General features: G+C 70.7%; 7 protein-coding genes. 4 read left to right on the top strand and 3 right to left on the bottom strand.

Annotation, left to right across the window (positions count from 1 at the left end; genetic code table 11):
* The first annotated feature begins 91 nt into the window (after window positions 1-91).
* From DK254_RS02905 to DK254_RS02890, 4 genes are all read left to right on the top strand, one after another.
* Window positions 92-493, top strand: coding sequence for a cytochrome c family protein (locus DK254_RS02905; protein ID WP_109932092.1), 402 nt, complete (start codon window positions 92-94; stop codon window positions 491-493).
* 67 nt (window positions 494-560) lie between these two features.
* Complete coding sequence (locus tag DK254_RS02900) at window positions 561-2,051, top strand: aldehyde dehydrogenase family protein (RefSeq protein ID WP_109932090.1); 1,491 nt, start codon at window positions 561-563, stop codon at window positions 2,049-2,051.
* Window positions 2,052-2,129: 78 nt separating this feature from the next.
* A complete protein-coding gene (locus DK254_RS02895; protein ID WP_109932088.1) occupies window positions 2,130-2,843 on the top strand; it encodes a ferric reductase like transmembrane component in 714 nt (237 codons plus the stop codon).
* Window positions 2,840-3,217, top strand: a complete 378-nt coding sequence (locus tag DK254_RS02890; RefSeq protein ID WP_109932086.1) for a cytochrome c3 family protein — start codon at window positions 2,840-2,842, stop codon at window positions 3,215-3,217. The genes DK254_RS02895 and DK254_RS02890 overlap by 4 nt, the downstream gene beginning before the upstream one ends.
* Here the strand turns inward: DK254_RS02890 and DK254_RS02885 are convergent.
* The 3 genes from DK254_RS02885 to DK254_RS02875 all read right to left on the bottom strand — a co-directional run bounded on the left by DK254_RS02885 (window position 3,214) and on the right by DK254_RS02875 (window position 6,276).
* On the bottom strand, window positions 3,214-4,149 hold the full coding sequence (locus DK254_RS02885) for a FecR domain-containing protein (RefSeq protein ID WP_109932084.1): 936 nt from the start codon (window positions 4,147-4,149) through the stop codon (window positions 3,214-3,216). The two genes, DK254_RS02890 and DK254_RS02885, sit on opposite strands and share 4 nt — an antisense overlap.
* Before the next feature lie 61 nt (window positions 4,150-4,210).
* Window positions 4,211-4,732, bottom strand: a complete 522-nt coding sequence (locus DK254_RS02880) for an RNA polymerase sigma factor (protein ID WP_109932082.1) — start codon at window positions 4,730-4,732, stop codon at window positions 4,211-4,213.
* Window positions 4,733-4,887: 155 nt separating this feature from the next.
* A complete protein-coding gene (locus DK254_RS02875) occupies window positions 4,888-6,276 on the bottom strand; it encodes an FAD-dependent oxidoreductase (protein ID WP_109932080.1) in 1,389 nt (462 codons plus the stop codon).
* Window positions 6,277-6,290: the final 14 nt, after the last annotated feature.

Here is a 6,290-nt window from a genome sequence, read left to right as displayed (position 1 = left end):
AAAACACCCGCACTCCCGCCCCTGGCGACAATCGTCCTCGACCGACCGTGCATAGACGCGGCCGACGAGAATCGATCGAGAGTGCCATTGCATGCTTTTCACCGTGAAAACCCGAATCAAGACCGGCCTCTGCGGCCTGCTGCTGGCCGCAGGCTTCGCGCAGTCCGGCCTGGCCCTGGCCGATGATCTGGCCGCCAGGGGCCAGGCCGTGTTCGAGCGCGACTGCTCGGTTTGCCACACCGCCAATGCCGGCGGCGCCAACATCATGGGGCCCAACCTGCATGGGGTGATCGGCCGCAACGCCGGCTCCCTGGCCGGCTTCAGCTATTCCCAGGCGATGAAGGACAAGGGCGCGGTCTGGAGCCGCGAGAGCCTCGAAGCCTTCGTCACCCAGCCCCAGGCCGCCGTGCCGGGCACCTACATGCCGTACCAGGGCCTGGCCGACGCCGACGAGCGCAAGGCCCTGAGCCTGTGGCTCAGCCAGCAGCACTGACCTTTCCCGGCCGCTCCCGGCGAGCGGTTCCCTGCCTGGCCCGCGGGCCGCAAGAACAGGAGTCACCATGAGCATCACCGCAACCCTGCCGCAGGTCGCCGAGTTCCTCCAGCGCCGCCACGGCTGCTTCATCGACGGCGCCTGGGTGGCCTACGACGGCCCCACCAGCGACGTGCTCAACCCGGCCACCGGCGAGGTCATCGCGCGGATCGCCGATATCGATACGGACATGCTCGACCGCGCCGTGAAGTCCGCCCATGCCGCCTTCAAGGCGCGCGTCTGGTCCGACCTGCGCCCGGCCGACCGCGAGCGCATCCTGCTGCGCTTCGCCGACCTGGTGGAGCAGCACGCCGAGGAACTGGCCCAGCTGGAAACCCTGAGCCAGGGCAAGTCGATCAACCTGACGCGCATGCTCGACGTGGGCGCCACGGTCGAGTTCATGCGCTACATGGCCGGCTGGGCGACCAAGATCGAGGGCCAGTCGCTGGACGTCTCCATCCCGCTGCCGCCGGGGACGAAGTTCACCGCCTTCACCCGCCGCGAGCCGGTGGGCGTGGTCGCCGGCATCGTGCCCTGGAACTTCCCGCTGATGATCGCCGTGTGGAAGCTGATGCCGGCCCTGGCCACCGGCAACACCGTGGTCATCAAGCCCGCTTCGGAAACCCCGCTGACCGCCCTGCGCCTGGCCGAGCTGGCCTTCGAGGCGGGCGTGCCGGCCGGCGTGTTCAACCTGGTGACCGGTGACGGCGCGCGCATCGGCGGCGGCCTGGCCGCGCACAAGCTGGTCAGCAAGGTGTCCTTCACCGGCTCCACCGCGGTGGGCCGCAGCGTCGGAATCGCGGCCATGCAGAACATGACGCGCTTCGCCCTGGAGCTGGGCGGCAAGAACCCGATGATCATCCTGGCCGACGCCGACATCGACAAGGCCGTGCAGGGCGCGCTGCTGGGCGGCCTGCTCAACAGCGGCCAGGTGTGCGCCGCGGCCTCGCGCTTCTACGTGCACGAGTCGCGCTATGCCGAGTTCGTCGACAAGCTCGGCGCGGTGGTCGCCGGCATGAGCATCGGCGAGGGCATGGACGATACTTCGCAGATCACCCCGCTGGTCTCGCGCAAGCAGCAGGCCTCGGTGCTCAAGCACATCGAGACCGCCCGCCGCGAAGGCGCCCGCGTGGTCTGCGGCGGCGAGCCGATGGACTGCGACGGCTACTTCGTCCGCCCCACCGTGCTGGCCGACGTCACCCAGGACATGGCCGTGGCCCACAATGAAGTCTTCGGCCCGGTGCTGGCGGTGCTTTCGTTCAAGACCGAGGACCAGGCCATCGAGATGGCCAACGACAGCGAGTACGGCCTGGGCGCCAGCCTGTGGACCAACGACCTGACCCGCGCGATGAATCTGGTGCCGCGCATCGAGTCCGGCACCGTCTGGGTCAATGCCCACGTGTTGCTGGACCCGAGCATGCCCTTCGGCGGCGTCAAGCAGTCCGGCATGGGCCGCGAGTTCGGCCGCGCGGTGGTCGAGGCCTACACCGAGATCAAGTCGGTGTGCATCGCCCACTGATGCCGGCTTGCGTAGCGTGCCGCGCGGCGGCACGCTACGCCGCTTTTCCCGGGCGAGGCCGCAGAGGAGGCTGACCGCATGTTCGCACTGACCCTGCGCGTGGCGCTGGCCTGCCTGCTGCCGTTCGCCGCCATCTTCCTGTTCCAGGCCATGCCCGGCGTGCACCCGGCCTGGGACTTCGCCAACGTCGCCGGCTTCGTCGCCGGGGCGCTGTTCCTGTTGCTGTTCGCCTATACCGGCAAGCCGATGGCCCGGCCGCGGCACGACGGCAAGTTCTTCATGGTGCTGCACCGCGACCTGTCGTTCGTCGCCGCCGTGCTGCTGGCCGTCCACGTGGCGGTGCTGCTGGTGGAGGAGCCGCTGGTGCTCGACGAACTGCTGCCCGGCGCGCCCTGGCACATGCTCGCCGCCGATGGCGCGACCCTGCTCCTGCTGCTGATCCTGCCGGTGAGCCTGACCGCCGTGCGCCGGCGCATCTGGCGCAGGCACGTCGATTTCCGCCGCTGGCACTACGGCTGGAGCGCAGCCATAGTCGCCCTGGCCGCGGTGCACATGATCGGCGCCGGCTACTACAGCGGCGCCACCTGGAAGGCCGTGCTCTGGGGTGCGCTGAGCCTCGCCGCGCTGGCCTGGCCGCTGCTGCCGCGGCCCACGCCGCACTACGCCGAGGGCGGGCGCCGGCGGCACAGCGCCTACCTGGCCAGCCGCCTGAGCCTTGCCGTGCTCTGCGCCGGCCTGGCCCTGGCCGGGCTCTACGCGCTGCTCGGCAGCGTGGACCTGCCGCTGCTATGAAGCGCTGGTACCTGCTGTTGGCCATCCCGCTGCTGGCGGCCTTCGTCATCGGCGCGCGGCATGGCCACGACCACCTGGTGCGCCAGCACCCGCTGCTGCCGATGAACTTCGACCACACCAACCACGGCAGCATCAACTGCGTCACCTGCCATCACGACTTCGTCGACAGGTCGACCTCGGCCTCGCCCAGCGGCAGCCGCACCTGCGTGCTCTGCCACAAGGAGTCGCCGCAGCTGGCGGTGAACATCGAGCACGAGTTCCACCAGTTCTGCGAAGGCTGCCACCTGAAGCGCCTGCAGGCGTTCCAGCAGGCCGGCCCGGTGCGCTCCTGCAAGGGCTGCCACACGCCACCCGCGGTAGCCGGCGCGCCTTAGTTGAGGATCAGCAGGCGCGGGTATTCGCGCAGGTGCGACGAGGTGATCTGGGCCAGCGAGCGCATGGCCCCCAGCGGGTCGTCCAGGCGGTAGTTGGCGGTGATGCTGACGTCCTTCAGGCGCTCGTCGGCGTTGACGATCCAGCCCGGGTAGTAGCGCCGCAGCTCGGCCAGCACCTGGCCCAGCGGGCAGTTCTCGAACACCAGGCGGCCCTGCACCCAGGCCAGCAGGCGCTGGCTCTCGCCGTTGTGGCGGCGCTCGCCGAAGCCGCCGGGGCCGACGCGGATGCTGTCGCCGGCGCCGAGGCTGACGCGGGTGTCGTCGCCGGCGCTGCGCAGGTCCACCTCGCCGTGCTGCACGCTGACTTCCGCCTCGTCGCCCAGGTAGCGCACGGCGAAGGCGGTGCCGCGCACGCTGACCTGCACGGGGCCGGCGTCCACCTCGAAGGGGCGGCTGCGGTCGTGGGCCACGTCGAAGTAGGCCTCGCCGCGGTACAGCCGGGCGCTGCGGCGCTGCTCGTCGAGGTGGCTGGACAGCGCGGTGTCGGTGTTCAGCAGGATGCGCGAACCGTCGGCCAGCTGCAGGCTCTGGCGCTGGCCGACGGCGGTGTAGTGGTCGGCGCGGATGTGCGTCAGCAGGTCGCCCTGCAGGGCCACGCCCACGGCCAGCAGCAGGCCCGCGGCGGCGGCGAAGGAACGCCAGCGCCGGCGCTTGCCGTGGCGGGCGCGGTGCTGCGCCTGGGCCTCCAGGCCCGTGGCGGCCAGGCCGAGCAGCGGCGAGTCCCACAGGCTGCTGGCGTGCTGGAAGGCGCGGGCGTTGGCCGGGTGCGCGGCCAGCCAGGCGTCGAAGCGCGCGCGGGTGGCGGCGTCGGCGTCTTCCAGCTGGATCAGCCAGTCCAGCGCTTCGGCCAGGTGCGGGTCCGGGGCGGTCACGCGGCGTTCCTCGAATCGGGGGCGCACATTGTGGGCCAGCCGCGGGCCGATGGGTAGCCCGTCATGCCGGGGCCTCCAGGCGCCCGAGCACGTCGATGCAGATGGCCATGATGAGCTTGAGTTCCTTCTGCACCGTGCTGGGCGACACGCCCAGCTGCTCGGCGATTTCCGCGTAGCCGCAGCCGTGCAGCCGGCTGAGGATGAAGATGCGCTGCTGGCGCGGGGTGAGGCGTTCCAGGGCCGAGCCCAGGCGCTCCAGCAACTGCTCGGCGTGCAGCCCGTCCTCCGCCGAGCTCTGGCTGGAGGGCACCGCCTGGAGTACCTCCTGGGGCACGTCGTCGAGCAGGGTGCGCGATTGCATGCGCAGGTGGCGCAGGTGGTCCAGGGCGAGGTTGCGGCCGGTCTGGAAGAGGAACGGCTCCAGGTGTTCCACCGGGCGTTCGCGCAGGGTGCGGGCCACCCGCAGGTAGGTCTCCTGGACCAGTTCTTCGGCAATGCTGGGGTTCTTCACCATTCTCGCCAGGGTGCGCAGGAGCGGGGTGCGCTGGGCGAGGAACACGGTGTCGAGGTGGGAAAGGCTCACGCGACGTCCATGCAAGTCGTTTTCGGATGAGAATTATTATTGTTCGCGAGGGGTGGCCGGCACAAGCCGGGCCGTGCAGAAAAAAAGAGCGAGGCCGCGGGCACGGCCTCGCTCGTCCCTCAGCCGGCTTGTGAGGGAAAAGGGGGAGGGAGGGCTCAGGCCTTGTCGGCCTTGCCGGCGGCCGCGGCGAACTTCGCCAGGCGCACGTCCAGGCGCCGCGGGCGGCGGCCGTGGTCCTCGGCCTGTTCCTTGCGGCGGATGGCGTTGCGCACCATCAGCGAGCCCAGGTAGCGCACCGGCTCGGGCGGGAAGTGGCCGAGCGGGCCCTGGGCCAGCGGCGAGCGCGTCCATTCGTTGTCCAGGCCCAGCACCAGCGAGGCGAGGAGCTGCCCGCCCATGTGGCAGGGGCCGACGCCGCTGCCGGAGTAGCCGAAGCCATAGAAGATGTTGCCGTCGGCGCCGAGCCGGCCGAAGAACGGCAGGCCGGTCACCGAGCGGTCGGAGGGGCCGTTCCAGCTCGCTGCGATGGGCACCTCGGCGAAGGCCGGGAAGAACTCGCCGAGGCTGCGCCGCAGCAGTTCCAGGTAGGGCGAGGGCTGGTCGAACACCGGCAGCATGCGCCCGCCGTAGGCGAAGGTGTTGCCGCCCTTGCCGAGCATGATCCGGCCGTCCGGGGTGTTGTGGTAGTAGTGCACGAAGATGCGCGAGTCGAGCACCGTCACCCCCGAGGTCAGGCCGATGCGCTGCAGCAGCTGCGGGCGCGGCTCGGTGATGATCATGTCGCTGGAGACGATGGCCACGGTGCGCTCGAACTGCGGGAAGGCCCGCGCCATCCAGGCGTTGATCGCCAGCACCACGCGGTCCGCCGCCACCTTGCCGTGGGGCGTGTGCACGCTGGCCGGGCGGCCTTCCTCCAGGCCGGTCATGGGCGTGCCCTCGTACAGCCGCACGCCCAGCTGCAGCGCCACCCGGCGCAGGCCGCGCACCAGCTTGCCCGGCTGCACGCTGGCGGCGGCGGGGGAGAACCAGCCTTCCAGGTGCCTGTCCGAGCCGGCCATGCGCCGCAGGTCCTCCAGCGGGCGCCTGCTGAAGGAGTTGATGCCGTGCTTCTCCAGCGCGGCTATCACCCCGTCGGTGGCGCCGACCTGGGCGGCGTTGGTCGCGGTGTAGAGGGTGCCGTCCAGGCGGTAGTCGGCATCCACCCCGTACTTCTCGCAGAACTCGCCGATGGCGTGGATGCTGCGCTCGGACGCCTTCACCAGGCGGATCGCCTCGGCCAGTCCGAACAGCCGTTCGAGGGTGAAGAACTTCGCCGACCAGGACAGCGCGCAGCCGCCGTTGCGCCCGCTGGCGCCGGCGCCGCAGATGTCGGCTTCGACGATCACCACGTCGAGCCCGGGGTTCTGTTCCTTGAGCTGGATGGCGGTCCACAGGCCGGTGTAGCCGCCGCCGACGATGCACACGTCGGCGCGGGTGTCCTGTTGCAGCGGGGCGGCCCTGTCGCTGTCGTGCTGCAGGGCCTGGTCGAGCCAGAAGGGGCGCATGGGGAAGCTCCGTG

The organism is Pseudomonas sp. RW407, assembly GCF_003176655.1.
Taxonomy (GTDB): domain Bacteria; phylum Pseudomonadota; class Gammaproteobacteria; order Pseudomonadales; family Pseudomonadaceae; genus Pseudomonas; species Pseudomonas delhiensis.
The sequence above is the reverse complement of the archived record's forward strand: the minus strand, read 5'-3'. Positions and strand labels throughout refer to the sequence as shown.